Here is a 15,126-nt window from a genome sequence, read left to right as displayed (position 1 = left end):
GTCGGTGGTGTCGGGTAGACAGGAGCCGATGAGCAACGACCGCGTCCGCCCGATGCTCGACGTCCGACGCATCTACGCCGAGCCGGCCGCGCTCGAACTGCAGCGCGGGCAGGAGATCCTCGGGCGCTGGCCGGACGCCGAGATCGTCCCGGTCGAGTCGCACTGGAACATCCCCGAGGTGCACGGCGACGAACGGAACGTCCAGCGCTGGGTCCGGATCAAGACCGAGGCGCTCGTGCTCGGCGTGAAGAAGTCGCTGGTCACCCGGCCGAACGGTCGCTCCGCCGACTTCATCGCGCCCTCGACGGCGAACGGCTGCGCGATGGCGTGCGCGTACTGCTACGTGCCGCGGCGCAAGGGCTACAGCAACCCGGTGACGGTGTTCGCGAACATCGACCAGATCACGAAGCACGTCGCACGGAACATCGCGAAGCAGGGGCCGAAGACCGAACCGAACCAGTGCGACCCGGAAGCCTGGGTCTACGACATCGGCGAGAACAGCGACTGCTCGGTCGACGCGATGCTCAGCGACAACGTCCGCGACCTGTGCGACCTGTTCCGGATGACCCCGACGGCCAAGGCCTCGTTCGCGACGAAGTACGTCAACCGCGACCTGCTCGACTGGGACCCGGTGGGCCGGACCCGCATCCGGTTCTCGCTCATGCCGCACGAGACCGCGAAGGTCACCGACATCCGCACGAGCCCGATCGCCGAGCGGATCGCAGCCGTGAACGACTTCGTCGACGCCGGGTACGAGGTCCACCTGAACTTCTCGCCGGTCATCGTCACCCCGACCTGGGAAGCCGACTGGGCCGAACTGCTGCGGCAGGTCGACGACGTGCTGTCCCCGGCCGCCAAGGCGCAGCTCGCGGCCGAGGTCATCTTCCTGACGCACAACCAACCCCTGCACGAAGTCAACCTCGGATGGCACCCCAAAGCCGAGGACCTGCTGTGGCGCCCCGACCTGCAGGAACAGAAGGTGTCGCAGAACGGCGCGGTGAACGTCCGCTACCGGTCCGGCATGAAGGGGCAGCTCGTCGAGCGCTTCCGCGAACTCGTCGCCGAGCACCTGCCGTCCTGCCGCATCCGCTACGCGTTCTGAACGCACCAACGGCCCGACGTCAGCAGACGTCGGGCCGTCGGTGCGTTCACGAGCTGGTGCTCACGCGTCGTCGACGGCGTCCTTCGCCTTCTCCGTCTGCATGCGCGCCTCGCCCATGTGCTGGTCCTTCTTGCCCTGGGCGTGCAGCTCCTGGTCGTCGGTGTGCTCGCCGACCTTCTCCTCGACCTTGCCGACGATCTTCTGCGTGGCGTCCTTGGCCTTGTCTCCGAGCGACATGGTGGTTCCTTCCGGTGGGGCATCACCGGCGGTCCCGGCGGTGTGTCACCGACAGTACGGACGCGCCTGTACCCCGTTCACTGCGGCGGGACAGGCGCGTCGCTGATCACGGGATGAGGCGGTCGGCCCGGTACCGGGCGAACAGGTCGGCGAACGCCCGTTCGGTCCGGCGGAACGCCGTGAACCCGGCGTCGCGGCTCTTCCCCATGTCGGTGACGACCTCCATCGCACGACCGAGATCGGCGTCGGTGTGCCACCACGAGGCGAGGCGGGTGATGTCTGCCTCTGCCAGACCGTGTCGGTCGGCGATGCCGGCCCACTCGGACTCGTAGGGCGCCATCTGCTGCTCGAGCGGACGCGGCTCGTCCTCGTAGCCGATCACGCGCGCCGGGTCGACGCCGAGGTGCGCCGCGAGCCGCGGCCACATCCAGCGCCACCGGAAGACGTCGCCGTTCACGATGTTGAAGGCCTCGTCAGCACCCTCGGGTGCGGTCGCTGCCCACACCATCTGCTCGGCGAGGATCCCGGCCTCGGTCATGTCGGTCAGGCCGTTCCACTGCGCCTCGCTGCCCGGGAACACGAAGTCCAGGTCGAGCTCCTTCGCCAGCGTCGCCTGCACCGCGATCGTCAATCCCATGTTCATCGCGTTGCCGACGGCGTGCCCGATCACGGTGTGCGAGCGGTGCACCGACCACGTGAAGCCCTGGCGCTCGGCGGCGGCGAACAGCTCGTCCTCCTGCGCGTAGTAGAAGTTCGGGGTGTCGAGACGGGGCTCTTCCTCGTGGAACGGGGTGTCGGGCATCTCGCCCGCGGCGTAGGCCTCGAACGGGCCGAGGTAGTGCTTCAGCCCGGTCACCAGCGCGACGTGCGCCAGCGGGGCGTGTGCGAGTGCGGCGAGCAGGTCGCGGACCATGCCGCCGTTCACGCGGATGTTCTCCGCTTCGGTCTCCTGCCGCTGCCACGCGGTGAAGAACACGTGAGTCGGCTGCTCGTCGGCGAGCGCGGTCGCCAGGCTCTCGGGGTCGCGCAGGTCCGCGGCGACGGTCCGGATGCCCTGCGCGGCGAGCGGCCGGCGGGACAACGCGGTCACGTCCCAGTCGAGGTCGAGCAGGTGCCTCACCAGGGCGGAGCCGGTGATGCCGCTCGCTCCCACGACGAGGGCTCGGGGCGGGGTGGAGGTCGGTTCGGTCGATCCGGTTGCAGTCATCCCTGCATGCAACCGACGATGGACGACACGTGTTCCCTCAGCGCGGGCGACGGATGCGGATCGGGCCCTTCGCCGTCGAGGGGTCGACGACGGAACCGCCCTGGGTGATCTCGACCTCGCCGCGGGCCGTCATCCGTCGAGCCGCTCGACGGGCGGGCTCCATGAGCGGCCGCCAGTCGTCGGGGTCGAGCGACCGGGCGACCCCGGACGGGCAGATGCTCGAGGTCCGGGCCCGCGCGGCGAGGAGCTCGTCGATGCGCTGCTCGAGGGCCCGGTCAGTGGCGTCGACTCCGTGCTTCCGGCACGCTGCGGAGCAGTACCGCGCTTCCGACGCGGCCGACGCGGGCATCGTGCGACCGCACGACGCGCACGTGCGCTCGGCGTGCTCCGCCTCGTTCGCCGCGGCGTCCGCTTCCGACCTGATCGCGCGTCCCATGCCCTCATCTTCGTCCTGCTGCTCCTGTCCGTTCCCAGCACGAGCGCACCCGGCGCGGGTCCGGCTGGCAGCATCGGACCGGTGAGCACCGACACCGCACCCACCCGTCACCCCGAACCCACGTGGGTCCCGCACGTCATGTGGTGGCACGTCTACCCGCTCGGGTTCGTCGGGTCGGACGTCCGACCCGGGTCCGCTGTCGAGGAACGCGCCGTCGAGCACCGCCTCGGCCGCATCGAGCCCTGGCTCGACCACGTGGTGGACCTCGGCCTGAACGGCCTGGTGCTCGGACCGGTGTTCGCGAGTTCGACGCACGGCTACGACACGGTGGACCACTTCCGGATCGATCCGCGGCTCGGCGACGACGCCGACTTCGACCACCTGGTGTCCGCTGCGCGGCAGCGGGGGATCCGTGTCCTGCTCGACGGCGTCTTCAACCACGTCGGCCGCGAGCACCCGGCGTTCCGGACGCTCGAGGAGCAGGGGCCGGACGCAGCGACCGCTGACCTCTTCGCGATCGACTGGTCCGGGTGGACGCCGGGGCAGCCGGTGCCCGTCGGGTTGTTCGAGGGGCACGACATCCTCGTGGCGCTCGACCACGACAGCGCAGCGACCGAGGACCTCGTCGTCCAGGTGATGACGCACTGGCTGGAGCGGGGGATCGACGGCTGGCGCCTCGATGCTGCGTACGCGGTGCCGCCGGCGTTCTGGGCCAGGGTCTTGCCGCGGGTGCGGGAGCGGTTCCCGGACGCGTGGTTCAGCGGCGAGGTGATCCACGGCGACGCGGCGGCGATCGCCCGGGAGTCGACCATGGACTCGTTGACGCAGTACGAGCTGTGGCAGGGGATCTGGCACGGCATCGCGGACGGCAACGGCCACGAGCTGGCGCACGCGATCGAGCGCCACGACGCCCTGCTCGAGACGTTCGCCCCGACGACCTTCATCGGCAACCACGACGTGACCCGCATCGCGAGCGCCGTGGGGGAGGAGTTCGCCGGGCACGCGGCCGCAGTGCTGTTCACCGTCGCCGGCACGCCGATCGTCTACGCGGGCGACGAGTACGGCTGGACCGGGGTGAAGGAGGAACGCGAGGGCGGCGACGACGCCGTCCGGCCGGAGTTCCCGCCCACACCACCCGCACCGGGCGAGCTGACGCACGCGTACGAGGCGCTCATCGCCCTGCGCCGCCGCAACCCGTGGCTGCACCGGGCGCACACCGACGTCGTCCACCTGACGAACACCGCGGTCGTCCTGCGCACCGCGACGTCGGAGGCGGCCGTGGTGACCGCCCTGAACCTGTCGGCCGATCCCGTCGAGGTTCCCGCAGCCGACGCGACGCAGGTGGAGGCGGGCGGTGCCGATCTCGGGGACGGGACCCTGCGCCTCCCGGCCCGGGGTTGGGCCGTCCTGTCCCGCTGACGCAACGAGACTCGGGCTGGGCGACAGTCCTCGCGCCTGGTGACGCGAGTCGTGTCGCTCAGCCCGAGTCTCGGGGGAGTGGTGGACGCCCTACTTGCGCGCGGCAGCCGCCCGACGCTTGTTGAACACGTCGAACGCGACGGCGGCGAGCAGGACCAGGCCCTTGATCAGGGACTGGTACTCGGTGCCGACGCCGAGGATCGACATGCCGTTGTTGAGCAGGCCGATGATGAGACCACCGACGATGGCACCCGGGACCGTGCCGATGCCGCCCGTGACCGCCGCGCCACCGATGAACACCGCGGCGATGGCGTCGAGCTCGAAGCCGTTGCCCGCACCGGGGGCCGCCAGGTTGAGCTGACCGGTGAAGACCACACCGGCCAGGGCCGAGATGACACCCATGTTGACGAAGAGCATGAACGTGACGCGCTTGGTCTTCACGCCGGACAGCTGCGCGGCAAGGGCGTTGCCGCCGATGGCGTAGACGTGTCGGCCGAACACCGCGCTCCGCATGATGACCGAGTAGATCACCACGAGGGCACCGAGGATGACGAGCACGATCGGGGTGCCGTTGTAGCTCGCGAGCAGCAGGGCAACGTAGACGACCAGCACGACGCCGAAGACGAGCTTCACGATGAACCAGGCGAACGGTTCGCTCTCGAGCTGGTACTTGCGGCGGGTGGCGCGGCCGCGGAACGCGGTGACGGCCATGACGGCCGCGGCGGCGAAGCCGAGGATCATCGTGAGCGGCTCGTAGCCGGTGGTGCCGAACGACGGCAGGAAGCCGGACCCGAGGGCACGGAACCCGTCCGGGAACGGCGAGATCTGCTGGTTGTGCAGCACGATCTGCGCCGCACCGCGGAAGGCGAGCATGCCGGCCAGGGTGACGATGAAGGCCGGGATCCCGAAGTAGGCGATCCAGAACCCCTGCCAGGCGCCGACGAGCGCACCGACGACCAGGCAGAGCACGACGGCGATCGGCCACGGGATGTGCCACTGCGTGATCATCACGCCGGCCATCGCGCCGGTGAAGGCGACGACCGACCCGACCGACAGGTCGATGTGCCCGGCGATGATGACCATCACCATGCCGATGGCGAGGATGAGGATGTAGCTGTTCTGGACGATCAGGTTCGAGACGTTGATCGGGGCCAGGGTGATGCCGTTGGTCGTCACCTGGAAGAAGACGACGATGACGATCAGCGCGATGAACAGGCCGATCTGTCGGAGCTGCCCGGTGAGGTAGCCGGCGGCGGACTTAAGCGCGTTCATTGACAGGGGTCTCCCGTTCCTGGGTCATGTACTGCATGAGGACCTCCGGGGTGGCCTCGGAGCGGGGCACATCAGCGGTGATGGTGCCCTCGGAGAGCGTGTAGATGCGGTCGCAGATGCCGAGGAGCTCCGGGAGCTCCGAGGAGATCACGATGACCCCCTTGCCCTGGTCCGCCAGGCTGTTGATGATCGTGTAGATCTCGTACTTCGCACCGACGTCGATGCCACGGGTCGGCTCGTCGAGGATGAGCACGTCAGGATCGGTGTACATCCACTTCGACAGGACGACCTTCTGCTGGTTGCCGCCGGAGAGCTTGCCCGTGACGACGTCGACGTTCGGTGCCTTGATGTTGAGGTTCTTCAGGAACTGCCCGGCGACCGTGGTCTCCTCGGACGCGTTGACGAAGCCCCAGTTCGCGAGCTTCCCGAGCGCCGACCCGGAGATGTTCCGCTTGATGTCGTCGATCAGGTTCAGGCCGTACCGCTTGCGGTCCTCGGTGACGTACGCGATGCCGTGGTCGATCGCCTGTGACACCGTGTGGGTCTTGATCGGCTCGCCGCGCTTGTAGACGGTCCCGCTGATGCCGGATCCGTACGACCTCCCGAACACGCTCATCGCGAGTTCGGTCCGCCCGGCGCCCATCAGTCCGGCGATGCCGACGATCTCGCCGGCGCGCACGTTCAGGTTGACCTGGTGGATGATCTCGCGCGACCCGTCGAGCGGGTGGTGGACCGTCCAGTCCTCGATCCGCAGGAGTTCCTCGCCGATCTGGGGATCGTGCTCGGGGTACCGGTTCGACAGGTCGCGGCCGACCATGCCGCGGATGATGCGGTCCTCGGACACGTCGTCGGCGTGCATGTCGAGCGTCTCGATGGTCTTGCCGTCGCGGATGATCGTGACCTTGTCGGCGATCGCCTTGATCTCGTTGAGCTTGTGGCTGATGATGATCGCCGTCATGCCCTCGGCCTGCAACGAGCGGATGAGCTCGAGCAGGTGCGCGGAGTCGTCGTCGTTCAGGGCGGCGGTGGGCTCGTCGAGGATGAGGAGCTTGACCTTCTTCGACAGTGCCTTCGCGATCTCGACGAGCTGCTGCTTGCCGACACCGATGTCCACGATCTTCGTGACCGGGTTGTCCTTGAGGCCGACGCGCTGCAGGAGCTCGGCGGCGGCCAGGTTCGTCTTGTTCCAGTCGATGAAGCCGCCCTTGGACCGCTCGTTGCCGAGGAAGATGTTCTCGGCGATCGACAGGAACGGGCTCAGCGCGAGCTCCTGGTGGATGATGACGACGCCAGAGGCCTCGGAGTCGTTGATGTCCGCGAACGAGACCGGTGCGCCGTCGAGCAGGATCTGCCCCTCGAAGGAGCCGTGCGGGTAGACGCCCGACAACACCTTCATCAGGGTCGACTTGCCGGCGCCGTTCTCGCCGCAGATGGCGTGGACCTGGCCACGCTCGACCTCGATCGAGACGCCCTGCAGGGCCTTCACGCCGGGGAACGTCTTGGTGATGTCACGCATCTCGAGGATCGTGTCCGTCACGTCGACCGCCTTCCGTGGTGCGCGCCGTGGCGCGCGGATGGGGCGGACGGGAGGCACGGGGCGGGGTCGACCCGTGCCTCCTGTCCGACAGGTGGGTTGCGACTACTTCAGGTCGGCTTCGGTGTAGTAGCCCGAGTCGACGAGGACTTCCTTGTAGTTGTCCTTCGTGACGACCGTGGGCTGGAAGAGGAAGGTCGGGACGACCTTGACCTTGTTGTCGTAGCTCTTCGTGTCGTTGACCTCGGGCTTCTTGCCGGTGAGCAGGTCCTCGGCCATGGTGACCGACTGCTTGGCGAGCTTGCGCGTGTCCTTGTAGATGGTCGAGTACTGCTGACCGGCGATGATCGACTTGACCGAGGCCGCCTCGGCGTCCTGGCCCGTGACGATCGGCAGCGGACGGTCGCTGGTGCCGTAGCCGGCACCCTGCAGCGCCGAGATGATGCCGATCGAGATGCCGTCGTACGGCGAGAGCACGCCGTCGAGCGTGGTGCCGCCCGAGTAGGACTTCGCGACCAGGTTCTGCATGCGGGCCTTGGCGGTCGCCGGGTCCCACTGCTGCGTGGCGGCCTGCGAGAGCTGGTCCTGACCCGACTGGATCTTCAGCGTGCCGTCCTCGAGGTACGGCTTGAGCGTCTTCATGGCGCCGTTGAAGAAGAAGCTGGCGTTGTTGTCGTCGAGCGAGCCGGCGAAGACCTCGATGTTGAACGGGCCCTTCTCGCCGGTCTTCTCGCCCTTGTCGTCGAGGACGCCGAGGCCGGTGAGCAGGCTCGTCGCCTGGTCGACGCCGACCTTCTCGTTGTCGAACGACACGTAGTAGTCGACGTTCTTGTTGCCCGTCAGCAGTCGGTCGTAGGAGATCACCTTGATGCCGGCCTTGGCGGCGGCGTCGAGCTGGTCGGAGAGGGCTCCGCCGTCGATCGACGCGATGATGAGGACCTTCGCGCCCTTCGTGATCATGTTGCTGACCTGCTGGGCCTGCTGCTGGACCTTGTTGTCGCCGTACTCGAGGTCGACCTTGTAGCCGGCCTTCTCGAGGTCGCTCTTGACGGCGTCGCCGTCCTTGATCCAGCGTTCCGACACCTTGGTCGGCATGGCGACGCCGACCAGGGCGCCCTTGTTGTCGGTGCTGCCGCCGCCGTCGGTGGACGCACGGCCACCGGCCGAGCAGCCGGCGAGTGCGATCGCGATGCCGAGGGCTGCAACGCCCGCGATGATCCTGCGCTTCGTCATCGAAGTACCTCTGTTCCTCTCGCGTCGTCCTCGACGCGCTCAGGTGCCGGGGCTGCTGTGCCCCGAGGGATGTGCTCGTGTGAGCGCTCACATCTTGTGGGTTCCGTGACGGGGTGTCAACTCGACGTGACCGTTTCGCGATCTTGCCGCGCGCGTCGGACTGCGCGGTACGGTTGGCCTCGTGACGACCACGACCGCCCCAGGGGGCACGGGCGGCAAACGCCGGAAGGCGCCGACGATCTTCGACGTCGCCGAGCGCGCGGGCGTCTCCCACCAGACAGTCTCGCGCGTCATCAACGGCGATCCGACGGTCCGCGACGCGTTCCGCACGCAGGTCACCGACGCCGTCCACGAACTCGGTTACCGGCCCCGCGCCGCCGCCCGGGCACTCGCCGGCGGCCGGAGCCGCGCGCTCGGCATCATCACCGCGGGCGACGCCCTGTACGGTCCGTCGAGCACCGCGATCGGGTTCGAACGCGCGGCCCGGTCGGCCGGGTACCACGTGCTGCTCTCGACCCTGCCCGAGGACCCGACGCCGTCCGACCTGTCCGGTGCACTGACCACGCTGCTCGCGCAGGACGTCGCCGCGATCGTGCTCGTCGCCGCCGACAACCGCGTGCTCGACGCCCTCGGGTCGCTCACCGTGCCGGTCACCGTGCCGGTCGTCGTCTCCAACGCCGTGCAGCGCGACGCCGTCCGGACCCCGGCGGCGTCGACCGTCGCCGCGGTCGCGATCGACCAGGCAGCGGGGACGTCGCTCGTGATGGAGCACCTGTTCGCGCGCGGACACCGGCGGATCGTGCACATCGCCGGACCACCGGTGTCGCAGGAGTCCGAGGTGCGCCGTGCCACGTACGTCCGGATCATGGAAGCGGCCGGCCTCGAGCCCGTCGTGCTCGACGGCGACTGGACCCCGGGGAGCGGGTTCGCGGCCGCACGCCACATCGACGTGACGGCCGTCGACGCCGTGTTCGCCGGCAACGACCAGATGGCGCTCGGGGTGCTCCACGCCTTCGCCGACGAGGGCCTGCGTGTGCCGGACGACATCGCGGTGGTCGGGTTCGACGACGTGCCCGAGGCCGCGCACTTCACGCCGCCGCTGACCACCGTGCGGCAGGACTTCCGGGCGATGGGCGAACGGGTGCTCGACACCGTGCGGGCCCTCGTCGAGGGCGAGCCGCGCGACGAGACACTGCTGGCGCCCGAGCTCGTGGTGCGGCGGAGCGCGTAGCGCCCCTCGCACCGTGCGGTGTTGTGCAGCCGGTGCGAGGTTGCCCGCTCGGTGCGGCGCTACAACCCCGCATCGAGCGGGCAACCCTGCACCGGCCGAGGGGCGGCGCACGGTGCGAGCCGACCCGACCGTCAGCCCTTCAGTGCACCGGACGACAGGCCTGCGACGTAGAACCGCTGCAGCCCGACGTAGAGCGCGATGCACGGGATCATCGCCACGACCGACCCGGCGACGAGGTTGCCGTACGACACCTGCCCGTACGCCCCGGTCTGCAGGTTGAGCAGCGCCACCGGCAACGTGTAGAGCGAGTCCTTCGTCAGGAACGTCAGCGCCCCGAGGAACTCGGTCCACGACGCCAGGAACGCGTACAGCGCGGCGGTCGCGGCCCCGGGCAGCAGGAGCGGGCGGAGCACCGACACGACGACCCGGAAGCGGGAGGCCCCGTCGACGAACGCCGAGTCCTCGAGTTCGGTCGGGATCGACTCGAACGCGTTCCGCATCACGAACACCCCGAACGGCAGGTTCACCGTCGTGTAGAACAGCACGAGCCCGAGCAGCGAGTTCGTGAGCTTCATGGCGTTCATCTCGAGGTACAGCGGAGTGAGGATCGCCTGGAACGGCACCATCATCGTCAGCAGCACCAGGCCGAACACGATGCCGGAGCCGCGGAACCGGAAGCGGGCGAACCCGTACCCGGCCATCGTCGCGATCACCGCGGTGAGCACGGCGGTGGCGATCGACACGATCAGCGAGTTGAACACGCCGGTCAGCAGGTGCGACGACGAGCTGAACACCGCCGCGAAGTTCTGCCATCCGAGCTGGAAGAACGTCGCGGGGTCGGCCGCCTGCGTGATGACGGCCTCGGACTGGAACGCCCGCAGGATCGACCACAGCAGCGGGACGCCGAAGACGAGCGCCGACCCGACGCCGGCGATCACGTAGAGGGTGCGCTTGACGGCGGTGTCGCGTGGATGCCGGACGCTGCCCTGGTGGTGGCGCCGTCGGTGTCCGTCGCCGGTGGTGGTCAGCGTGCGGGTGGACAGGTCCGGTGCTGCGAGGCCGGCGCGGGAGGTCGTGGTGCTCATGGCTCAGTCCTTCTCTCGCAGTGCCCAGAACTGGAACACCGTGACGGCGGCGATGACGACGACGAGGGCGATCGACTCGGCGGTCGCGGCGCCGAGCTGCAGGTTGACGAAGCCACGGTTGTAGATCGCGTTCACGATCGTGGTCGTCTCGGTCCCCGGTCCGCCCTGGGTCAGGATGTAGAACTGGTTGAACGCGAGCAGCGACCCGATCACCGAGATGATGGCGCTGAGCGCGATGGTCGACCGGATCATCGGCAGGGTGATGAGCCGTTCGGTCTGCCACCACGAGGCCCCTTCGAGCTGCGCGGACTCGTACACCTCGTCGGGGATGCCCTGCATCGCCGACATCAGGAGCACCATCGTCAGCCCGGACACCGCCCAGACCACGAGCACGCAGATGAGCAGCGTGGCGAGGGGGCCGTTGACGAGCCAGGCCGTGCTGCCGTCGGTGATGCCGAGCCAGCGGAGCACCATGTTGACGGCTCCGGAGTTCGGCTGCGCCTCGAGCACGAGCATGAACGACAGCGTGGTCAGGCCGACGACGTACGGCAGGAAGAACACCGTCCGCAGCAGGGTGCTGCCCCGTCGCCGTGCCCGGATGAGCACCGCCAGGAAGTAGCCGAGCACCAGGATCGGCACCGTCACGATCGCGGTGTACAGCAGCGTGTACCCGATGGCGTGCACGAACGTCGGGTCCTGGAACAGCGTCAGGTAGTTCTGCAGCCCGATGAACCGGTACGGCCCGATCAGGGGCCAGTTCGTGAACGAGATGTAGAGCGCGAACACGAGCGGGGCGAGGACGAACACCGCGACGAAGACGATCGCCGGGGTGACGAGCACGGCGCCAGCGCGCGGCGGGTGTGTGAGCGAACCGCGGGACGGACCCGAGCGGCCCGGGCGGCCGGCGTCGCGGCCGACGGTCGGGCGGCCGGCGCCGGTCCGTCGGGTGGAGATGGTGGTCATGTCTGCACCTCTCTGTGCAACAAACGAACGAGCGAGCGAGCGAACGAACGAACGGGCGAGCGGACGGACGGACGGTCAGGCCTGGACCTGGTCGAGGATGCGGGTGTAGTCCGCCTGCGCCGTCCGCATCGCGGCAGCGGTGCCCGAACCGAACACGGCCTCGCGGAACATCGCGAAGTACGGCGACGACGGCTGGTTGACGAGCAGGTTGTAGGCCAGGGTCTGCGGCGCGTAGCCCTTCTCGATGGCGTCGAGCGGGCCGAACGCCAGCGGGAACCGCTTCCGGTACTCGGGCGTCGCGGCGTCGGATCGGGTGGGGAAGTACCCGCCGTCGGGCAGGGCCTGCTGCTGCTGCAGGCCGTTCGCGTACTGCATGAACGCCCAGCCGCCGGACGGGTTCGCCGCCCCGTTCGGGATGCACATGTTGTCGCCGCCGTCGAAGAACGACCGCTGGCCGTCCCACGACGGGATGAGCACCGTCTGCATCCTCGCCCGCATCGCCTTGGTGGCCGCGGGCACGGTCGCGCCGTACGAGGTCGGGAAGATCCCCACCTTGCCGGCCCGGAAGTCGGCGCCCCACGTGGTGCCGGCGTCGGCGTACGTCGCCTTCGACAGCACGCCGTCCTTCCAGAGCTGCCGGTAGAACTCGAGCATCCGCTCCAGCGCTTCGTTGCCGGTGATGTTCGCGGTCTGCTTGCCCACCTCGCCCGACATCATGTCGACGCCCGTCGCCCACACGTGCGGCTGCGTGACGAAGCCGATGATGCCGGCGGCGTTGCCGGAGATCGACCACCCGTAGACGTCGTCGTCGAGCTTCCGGATGGCCTTCGCCGCGTCGAGCAGCGTGGAGAGGTCCGTCGTCGACTCCTCGACGTCGAGCCCGGCCCGGTCGAACAGCTCCGTGTTGACGAACAGCTGCGAGTTGTCCGCCAGGTAGGGCAGTCCGTAGTACCGGTCGCGGTACTCGAGCAGCCGCAGGTGCCCCGGCGAGATCGCGTCGAAGTAGTCGAGGCCCTTGACGACGTCGGTCAGGTCGGCGAACGCCTCGCGGAAGATGAACAGCTGCGAGTTGATGTCGTCGATGTCCACCACGTCCGGCGGCTCACCACCGCGGATGGCCGTCGCGAGCTTCGTCACGTACTGCCCGTCCGGCACCGGGGTCAGCTCGACCTGCAGCTTCGGGTTCGCCTTGTTGAACCCGGCCACCGCCGAGGTCAGCCCGGCCTGGGTCGCGGACCGGCACCAGACGTGCACGGTGCCGGTCGCGTCCTTCCCGAAGCTCGCGGCCTTCGCGTCGACCTTCGGCAGGGTGCCGGAGCACCCCGCCAGGGCGAGTGCTGCGCCGCCGGCGACACCGCCGACCAGGAACGCTCTGCGGTCCACGACGTCACCGCGCCAGCGGGAGCCACACGCGCATCGGCGCCGCGCCCCGGTTCGCCCACGCGTAGTAGGGAACCGCTGTCGCGGTGACCGACGGGAGGCCCGTGGTGGCGCCCTGCGAGCCGGCCGCGTCGCCGACGCTGGTCGCGTCCACGGCGCGATCCGCGCCTCCAGACCGGGTCGCGTCCAGCCGCTGGTACGGCCACGATGCCTGCTCGTGTGCGGCAGGCGCGTGTCCGGGAACGCGCAGCGTGACGATGCCGTCGAGCAGGTCGTCGCGACGTTCCTCGGTGATCGAGGCGACCGCGTCGACCGTCAGGTCGTCGACCGTGAAGCCCTGCTGGTCCGCCTGCTCCACGGCGTACACGAGGGGGCCACGCTCGATGGCGACCTGACCGCGGGCGGCGTCGATGCGGGGGTCGGCGACGTACCGGTGCGGCGTCGTGTCGAAGACGAGCTCGACCGTGTCACCGGCGGTCCAGTGCCGGTCGACGACGTGCAGCGTTCCCGGCTCCGGGTGCGCGGTGCCGTCCGGACCCTGCACCGTCGTCGTGTCCGACCAGACCGGGATCCGCAGGCCGAGGGCGAGCGGGCCGTCCTCGGTGACGGTGACGACCACGCGGCCGTCGTGCGGGTAGCCGGTCTCGACCGACACCGGGCCGAGGTCCGCGGTCGCGTACTGGTGGATCTGCAGGCCGCCGTCGGTCGCCGTCGCCAGGTAGCCGTCCAGGCTCGCGAAGGTGCGCATGATGTTCGGCGGGCAGCAGGCGCAGTCGAACCAGCCGCGGCGCCCGTGTGCGGGGGAGCGGTTCTCGTCCTGGTGCGCGTGGTCCCGCTGCTGCAGGGGGTTCACGTAGAAGTACTCGGTGCCCGCCAGGCTCACCCCGGCCAGGAACGCGTTGTACAGCAGGCGCTCGATCGCGTCGGCGTAGACCGGCTTGCCGGTGGCGAGCAGCAGGCGCCAGGCCCACTGGACACCGCCGATGGCCGCACAGGTCTCGGCGTAGCCGCGGTCGGTGGGCAGCTCGTAGGGGTCGCCGAACGCCTCCCAGTCCCAGCGCGCACCGAGGCCGCCGGTGATGAAGGCCTTCGTCGCCATCATGTCCGCGAACTGCGTCTCGCTCGCGGCCAGGAGCTCGGTGTCACCGGTCTCGATCGCGACGTCCACCGCACCCGCGGCCAGGTACACGGCGCGGACGGCGTGGCCTTCGACGGTCATGGCCTGCCGGCTCGGCACCCGGTCGGAGAAGTACGTCGGCTCGCCACCGGCGCGCTCGATGATGCCGGTGCCACGAGCGTCGACGAACCAGTGCGCCAGGTCGAGGTAGTCGCGGTTGCCGGTCTCGCGGTACAGCTCGACCAGGCCCATCTCGACGACGGGGTGGCCGTCGACGTCGCGGGTCTTCGGCGTGCCGTCGGGTGCGGTGCCGTCGCCGAACGTTCGGACCAGGTGGTCGGCGTTCTTGATCGCGACCTCGAGCAGTCCGGTGTCGCCCGTCGCACGGTGCTGGGCCACGGCCGCCTGGTACAGGTGCCCGGCGCAGTACATCTCGTGGCTCCACTTGAGGTCCGTGTACCGCTCGCCCTTCCCACGGATCTGCTGCACCGAGTCGAGGTAGCCGTCGTCGGCCTGCGCCTGGGCGTACAGGGCGGTGACCTCGCGCTGCAGGTCGAGGAGGTCCTCGGACGGGGCCCGGCCGTACTCCCACGCCACCGCCTCGAGCCACTTCGTCACGTCGGAGTCCATGAAGATCGGGCCGGTGGCCTCGCCCTCCTCGAGCCCCGCGGCGATGCGCAGGTTCCGGAAGTTTCCGGCGGTCTCGAGCAGGGCGTACCCGCCGCGGACCGCGTCACGGCCGTTGCGCTCCTGCCGGAGTGCCCAGAACCCGCCGGTGATCCGGGCGTCGCCCGTGGGCAGTGGCCGGAGCGTCAGGTGCGCGTCAGCGGTGGGGAGGACCGGGGTCGCGGTGTGCGCACGGCTGTCGGTCGCGAGCGTGGTGGTCATGTCGCCTCCTTGCGATGTGACT

General features: G+C 69.4%; 13 protein-coding genes. 3 read left to right on the top strand and 10 right to left on the bottom strand.

Annotated elements, in window-relative coordinates; all coding sequences use genetic code 11:
* The first annotated feature begins 28 nt into the window (after positions 1-28).
* The gene (locus KZI27_RS15665; RefSeq protein WP_222658336.1) at positions 29-1,102 is read left to right on the top strand and encodes a spore photoproduct lyase family protein; all 1,074 of its coding nucleotides are present in this window, start codon (positions 29-31) and stop codon (positions 1,100-1,102) included.
* A 60-nt stretch (positions 1,103-1,162) separates the two neighbouring features.
* On the opposite strand, the gene KZI27_RS15660 is transcribed toward KZI27_RS15665, so the two are convergent.
* From KZI27_RS15660 to KZI27_RS15650, 3 genes are all read right to left on the bottom strand, one after another.
* Positions 1,163-1,339 (bottom strand): CsbD family protein, encoded by a 177-nt coding sequence (locus KZI27_RS15660; protein ID WP_123314111.1) that lies wholly within the window; start codon positions 1,337-1,339, stop codon positions 1,163-1,165.
* Between the two features lie 106 nt (positions 1,340-1,445).
* Complete coding sequence (locus tag KZI27_RS15655; protein ID WP_222658335.1) at positions 1,446-2,546, bottom strand: SDR family oxidoreductase; 1,101 nt, start codon at positions 2,544-2,546, stop codon at positions 1,446-1,448.
* Between the two features lie 37 nt (positions 2,547-2,583).
* Entirely contained in the window at positions 2,584-2,982 is a 399-nt protein-coding gene (locus KZI27_RS15650) for a DUF3253 domain-containing protein (protein WP_222658334.1), read from the bottom strand.
* Positions 2,983-3,063: 81 nt separating this feature from the next.
* Between KZI27_RS15650 and KZI27_RS15645 the strand changes: the two genes are divergently transcribed.
* Positions 3,064-4,401 (top strand): alpha-amylase family glycosyl hydrolase, encoded by a 1,338-nt coding sequence (locus KZI27_RS15645; RefSeq protein WP_261783925.1) that lies wholly within the window; start codon positions 3,064-3,066, stop codon positions 4,399-4,401.
* Positions 4,402-4,491: 90 nt separating this feature from the next.
* Here the strand turns inward: KZI27_RS15645 and mmsB are convergent, their stop codons facing one another.
* The 3 genes from mmsB to chvE all read right to left on the bottom strand — a co-directional run bounded on the left by mmsB (position 4,492) and on the right by chvE (position 8,440).
* Positions 4,492-5,673, bottom strand: coding sequence for a multiple monosaccharide ABC transporter permease (mmsB, locus tag KZI27_RS15640; protein ID WP_111086259.1), 1,182 nt, complete (start codon positions 5,671-5,673; stop codon positions 4,492-4,494).
* A complete protein-coding gene (gene mmsA, locus KZI27_RS15635) occupies positions 5,660-7,210 on the bottom strand; it encodes a multiple monosaccharide ABC transporter ATP-binding protein (protein WP_222658333.1) in 1,551 nt (516 codons plus the stop codon). Before mmsA ends, mmsB begins: the two co-directional genes overlap by 14 nt.
* A gap of 102 nt (positions 7,211-7,312) precedes the next feature.
* Positions 7,313-8,440 (bottom strand): multiple monosaccharide ABC transporter substrate-binding protein, encoded by a 1,128-nt coding sequence (chvE, locus tag KZI27_RS15630; RefSeq protein WP_222658332.1) that lies wholly within the window; start codon positions 8,438-8,440, stop codon positions 7,313-7,315.
* Positions 8,441-8,621: 181 nt separating this feature from the next.
* Between chvE and KZI27_RS15625 the strand changes: the two genes are divergently transcribed.
* Positions 8,622-9,671, top strand: coding sequence for a substrate-binding domain-containing protein (locus tag KZI27_RS15625; RefSeq protein ID WP_222658331.1), 1,050 nt, complete (start codon positions 8,622-8,624; stop codon positions 9,669-9,671).
* Between the two features lie 131 nt (positions 9,672-9,802).
* Here the strand turns inward: KZI27_RS15625 and KZI27_RS15620 are convergent, their stop codons facing one another.
* From KZI27_RS15620 to KZI27_RS15605, 4 genes are all read right to left on the bottom strand, one after another.
* Positions 9,803-10,756, bottom strand: coding sequence for a carbohydrate ABC transporter permease (locus tag KZI27_RS15620; RefSeq protein WP_222658330.1), 954 nt, complete (start codon positions 10,754-10,756; stop codon positions 9,803-9,805).
* A gap of 3 nt (positions 10,757-10,759) precedes the next feature.
* Complete coding sequence (locus KZI27_RS15615) at positions 10,760-11,719, bottom strand: carbohydrate ABC transporter permease (RefSeq protein ID WP_222658329.1); 960 nt, start codon at positions 11,717-11,719, stop codon at positions 10,760-10,762.
* 75 nt (positions 11,720-11,794) lie between these two features.
* Positions 11,795-13,102: an ABC transporter substrate-binding protein gene (locus KZI27_RS15610; RefSeq protein WP_222658328.1), complete on the bottom strand. Its 1,308-nt coding sequence runs from the start codon at positions 13,100-13,102 to the stop codon at positions 11,795-11,797.
* A 4-nt stretch (positions 13,103-13,106) separates the two neighbouring features.
* On the bottom strand, positions 13,107-15,104 hold the full coding sequence (locus KZI27_RS15605) for a glycoside hydrolase family 127 protein (protein WP_222658327.1): 1,998 nt from the start codon (positions 15,102-15,104) through the stop codon (positions 13,107-13,109).
* Between the last annotated feature and the right edge of the window lie 22 nt (positions 15,105-15,126).

Origin of the sequence: Curtobacterium sp. TC1 (assembly GCF_019844075.1) — a bacterium.
In the GTDB taxonomy this organism is placed as follows: Bacteria; Actinomycetota; Actinomycetes; order Actinomycetales; family Microbacteriaceae; genus Curtobacterium.
The sequence above is the reverse complement of the archived record's forward strand: the minus strand, read 5'-3'. Positions and strand labels throughout refer to the sequence as shown.

What these genes read in the sequence shown, in the direction of transcription:
- KZI27_RS15660 (WP_123314111.1), bottom strand. Translation starts at nt 1,339, where the DNA reads ATGTCGCTCGGAGACAAGGCCAAGGACGCCACGCAGAAGATCGTCGGC.
- KZI27_RS15665 (WP_222658336.1), top strand. Translation starts at nt 29, where the DNA reads ATGAGCAACGACCGCGTCCGCCCGATGCTCGACGTCCGACGCATCTAC.
- KZI27_RS15620 (WP_222658330.1), bottom strand. Translation starts at nt 10,756, where the DNA reads ATGAGCACCACGACCTCCCGCGCCGGCCTCGCAGCACCGGACCTGTCC.
- KZI27_RS15605 (WP_222658327.1), bottom strand. Translation starts at nt 15,104, where the DNA reads ATGACCACCACGCTCGCGACCGACAGCCGTGCGCACACCGCGACCCCG.
- KZI27_RS15650 (WP_222658334.1), bottom strand. Translation starts at nt 2,982, where the DNA reads ATGGGACGCGCGATCAGGTCGGAAGCGGACGCCGCGGCGAACGAGGCG.
- chvE (WP_222658332.1), bottom strand. Translation starts at nt 8,440, where the DNA reads ATGACGAAGCGCAGGATCATCGCGGGCGTTGCAGCCCTCGGCATCGCG.
- KZI27_RS15655 (WP_222658335.1), bottom strand. Translation starts at nt 2,546, where the DNA reads ATGACTGCAACCGGATCGACCGAACCGACCTCCACCCCGCCCCGAGCC.
- KZI27_RS15615 (WP_222658329.1), bottom strand. Translation starts at nt 11,719, where the DNA reads ATGACCACCATCTCCACCCGACGGACCGGCGCCGGCCGCCCGACCGTC.
- mmsB (WP_111086259.1), bottom strand. Translation starts at nt 5,673, where the DNA reads ATGAACGCGCTTAAGTCCGCCGCCGGCTACCTCACCGGGCAGCTCCGA.